Annotated in this window: 1 protein-coding gene and 1 pseudogene; both read right to left on the bottom strand. The window is 46.8% G+C overall.

Features of this window, described 5'->3' with window-relative positions; all coding sequences use genetic code 11:
• A pseudogene (locus tag R8N47_RS26065) lies at nt 1-128 on the bottom strand (HlyD family secretion protein); the annotation flags it as partial.
• A gap of 37 nt (nt 129-165) precedes the next feature.
• Nucleotides 166-621, bottom strand: a complete 456-nt coding sequence (locus R8N47_RS26060) for a MarR family transcriptional regulator (protein ID WP_005477342.1) — start codon at nt 619-621, stop codon at nt 166-168.
• Nucleotides 622-634 lie beyond the last annotated feature (13 nt).

The raw sequence follows: 634 nt of genomic DNA, 5'->3' as shown, positions 1-634 counted from the left end.
ACTCGGGTAGCCATCGCCTGAGGAGTTAACGGCATTGCTAAATCAGCAACAAGAAAATAGGCAAAGACAAGGACAAACGCGACGCAAGAATATTTGATCCAACGCGCGAACTTTTGGTCTGGAGTCATAGGCGTTTACTTCTCTTTTTTATTAGGATTTCTGACTTTATTCGCCAAGTGAATCGAGCGCATTGTGAGCAATTTGCTCTAGGATCAAGCCCAATTTCTTTAGCTCTTGGTCATTTATTTCTGAGAGCAGTTTTCGACGGACCTGCAAGATGCGTTCTTCCATTTGTATCAACAGCTCTTTGCCCTCGTCCGTTAAGCTGACAATTCGTGCTCGCTTGTCATGCTCACAACAACGTCGCGTAACGAGCGATTGCTCTTCGAGCAGTTTTAGCGTGCGCATCAACGAGGCAAGCTCAATCTCAAGCGCTTCAGCAAGTTGCTTTTGACTGATGTTGTCGCCCATTCGATACAGCTTCCAAAGCGCCGTCCAGCGCGGGTAAGTTAGGTTTAGCGGTTCGAGCTCACGGTCGGCAACCATCTTCCATAAACGAGCGACACGAGACAGTTTTTCGGCAAGGGACAGATCTCTCAAAATGTTGATGTCTTGAATCATAAGATGCACTCTA

Source organism: Vibrio sp. 2132-1 (assembly GCF_033344315.1).
Note: the sequence above shows the minus strand (reverse complement) of the source record. Positions and strands in the feature narration are given on the sequence as shown.

What these genes read in the sequence shown, in the direction of transcription:
- R8N47_RS26060 (WP_005477342.1), bottom strand. Translation starts at nt 621, where the DNA reads ATGATTCAAGACATCAACATTTTGAGAGATCTGTCCCTTGCCGAAAAA.